Raw genomic sequence first — 2,688 nt, forward strand, 5'->3', positions numbered from 1 at the left:
GGGTCGGTCGAGCATGAGAAGCATCTGGTGCTGGTCGGCCGGGTGACGGCGATCGCAGCGATCATCATCGCGATGCTGACCGCGCGTCCGCTGCTCGGCAGCCTCGACCAGGCGTTCCAATATATCCAGGAATTCTCCGGCTTCGTGACGCCGGGCATCACGGTGATCTTCCTGCTCGGCCTGTTCTGGCCGCGTGCGACCGAGATGGGCGCGCTGGTCGGCGCGATCGCCTCGGTCGTGGTCAGCTTCATCTTCTGGTTCCCGGCGGCCTGGGGCGGATCGGCGGCGCTCAACGCGGTGCCGTTCATCAACCGCATGTCGATCGTCTTCTTCGTCGCGCTGGCGCTCGCAGTGATCGTCTCGCTGCTCCGGCCGGCGCGCGCCGAAAGCAATCTGATCACGATGCAGGGCGTGTCGTTCCGCACCACGACCGGGTTCAACGTCGCGGCCGGATTGATCGTGCTGATCCTGATCGCGCTTTATGCGACATGGTGGTGAAGACATGACCTCGGGCGCATTCCTGGCGATCGATTGGGGCACGACCAACCGGCGCGTCTATCGGATAGAAGAGGGCATGGTGGCGGCGACCGAGCGCGACGCGCTCGGCGTCACCGCGGTCGGCGATTTCGCCGGCGAACTGGTCGCGATCCGTGCGCGATTCGGTGACCTGCCGGTGCTGATGGCGGGCATGGTCGGATCGACGATCGGCTGGCGGGAAGCGGCCTATGTCGCGGCGCCGGCCGGGCTCGACGATCTCGGCGACCATCTGTTGCGGATCGACGAGCGCACCGCGATCGTTCCCGGCGTCTCGTTCGTCGACGGGCGTCGCGGCGATGTCATGCGGGGTGAGGAAGTACAATTGCTCGGCGCGGTCGCCGGCGGGCTGGCGCCGGCGGAGGCGATGCTGGTCCAGCCGGGCACGCATTGCAAATGGGTCGAGATGACCGGCGGGCGCATCGCCCGCTTCACCACGGCGATGACCGGCGAATTGTTCGGGCTGGTGCGATCGCACGGCATCCTGGCGGCACAATTGAGCGCCGATGTCGCGCTCGGCGACGCGTTTCTCGAGGGGGCGCGGGAGGGCGCGAGACGCGACCTGACCGCCTCGCTGTTCGGCATCCGCGCGGCGAAACTGCTGGGATTGCGCGATGATGCCGATGCGGCGTCGTTCGCCAGCGGGCTGATCATCGGCGCCGACGTCGCCGCGCGCGTCGCGGCGCACGAGTTCGATACCGCCTATATCCTCGCCGACCCGATGCTCGGCGGGCTTTACGCCGCGGCGGTCGAGGCCAATGGCCGCACCGCGACGATCGTCGACAGCCATGCCGCGTTCGTCGCCGGCATCACCAGATTGGGAGCTTTTCTATCGTGACCGATGTTGCCGCCTTCGACGCCGCTTTCGCCGCTTGCCCGCTGGTCGCCATCCTGCGCGGCGTGCGGCCCGACGAGGTCGCAGCGATCGGCGAGGAACTGGTCGCGGCCGGCTTCACGCTGATCGAAGTGCCGATGAACTCGCCCGATCCGCTCGACAGCGTCGCCCGCCTGGCCGAGGCGCTTGGCGATCGCGCGATGATCGGGGCGGGAACCGTCCTCACCCCCGGCCAGGTCGCGAGCGTTCGCGGCGCCGGCGGGCGGATGGTGATCTCGCCCAATATGAATGCCGATGTCATCCGCGCCAGCGTCGCGGCGGGCATGGTGTCCTTGCCCGGCATCGCCACGCCCAGCGAGGCATTGGCGGCGCTCGATGCGGGAGCGACCGCGCTCAAGCTGTTCCCGGCCGAGGCGGCCAGCCCGGCGGTGCTCAAGGCGATGCGCGCAATCCTGCCGTCGGGGACGCGGATATTGCCGGTCGGCGGGATCGTGCCGGACGGGATGGCGCCGTGGCGCGAGGCCGGGGCGGCGGGCTTCGGACTGGGCTCTGCGCTCTACAAGCCGGGCATGACCGCGAGCGAGGTAGGCGCGCGGGCGCGGGCATTCGTGGCGGCGCTCGCCTGAGGAGACAGACATGACCGAAGCGATGCTCGACCGCCGGACGCTCCTCGCGCTGGCGGGCGGGGCGGCCGCGTCGTTCGTCACGCCGGCGCCCGCGGCTGGCGTGTCGCTGGGCGCCGAGACGATCCGCCTGTGGCCCGGCAAAGCGCCGGGATGGCGCGCGCCGTTGCAGTTCGAGGTCAAGGACGTCGGCACCGCGGAACGCCCCAATCGCGGCATCGTCACGGTCGGCGATCCGATGCTGGTCGTCTGCCGCCCGGCGCGCCCCAACGGCGCCGGCGTATTGGTCATTCCCGGCGGCGGCTATGTCTGGGAAGCGTTCGACAAGGAAGGAATGAGCCAGGCGGCGTGGCTCAATGCGCGCGGCATCACCGCGTTCGTCCTGGTCTATCGATTGCCCTCGGCGGCCTGGGCGCGTCCGGCCGACGTACCGTTGCAGGATGCGCAGCGGGCGATGCGGCTGATCCGTGCCCGCGCCGTACGCTACGGCGTCGCGCCCGACCGGCTGGCGGTGCTTGGTTTTTCGGCCGGCGGGCATCTGGCCGGGTCGCTGGCCACGCGTTTTGCCGAGCCGGTCTATGACGCGGTCGATGCCATGGATCGCGAGAGCGCGCGGCCCGACGCCGCGGGCATGCTGTATCCGGTGGTGACGATGCGACCCGGCATCACCCACGCCGGCTCGCGCGCGGCGCTGAT

4 protein-coding genes are annotated in these 2,688 nt (G+C 70.0%); all 4 read left to right on the forward strand.

What is annotated here, in order from left to right:
* On the forward strand, window positions 1-498 hold a 498-nt coding region (locus tag ACTHJR_RS05830), incomplete at its 5' end, for a sodium:solute symporter family transporter (RefSeq protein WP_440522183.1).
* A gap of 4 nt (window positions 499-502) precedes the next feature.
* Window positions 503-1,372 carry a 2-dehydro-3-deoxygalactonokinase gene (locus ACTHJR_RS05835; RefSeq protein WP_440522184.1) on the forward strand — a complete coding sequence of 290 codons (870 nt, stop codon included), beginning with the start codon at window positions 503-505 and terminating at the stop codon, window positions 1,370-1,372.
* Entirely contained in the window at window positions 1,369-1,995 is a 627-nt protein-coding gene (locus ACTHJR_RS05840) for a 2-dehydro-3-deoxy-6-phosphogalactonate aldolase (protein ID WP_440522185.1), read from the forward strand. Before ACTHJR_RS05835 ends, ACTHJR_RS05840 begins: the two co-directional genes overlap by 4 nt.
* Window positions 1,996-2,005: 10 nt before the next feature.
* A partial coding sequence (locus tag ACTHJR_RS05845) for an alpha/beta hydrolase (protein WP_440522186.1) occupies window positions 2,006-2,688 on the forward strand: 683 nt, incomplete at its 3' end.

The organism is Sphingomonas sp. (assembly GCF_051962185.1).
Taxonomy (GTDB): Bacteria; Pseudomonadota; Alphaproteobacteria; order Sphingomonadales; family Sphingomonadaceae; genus Sphingomonas.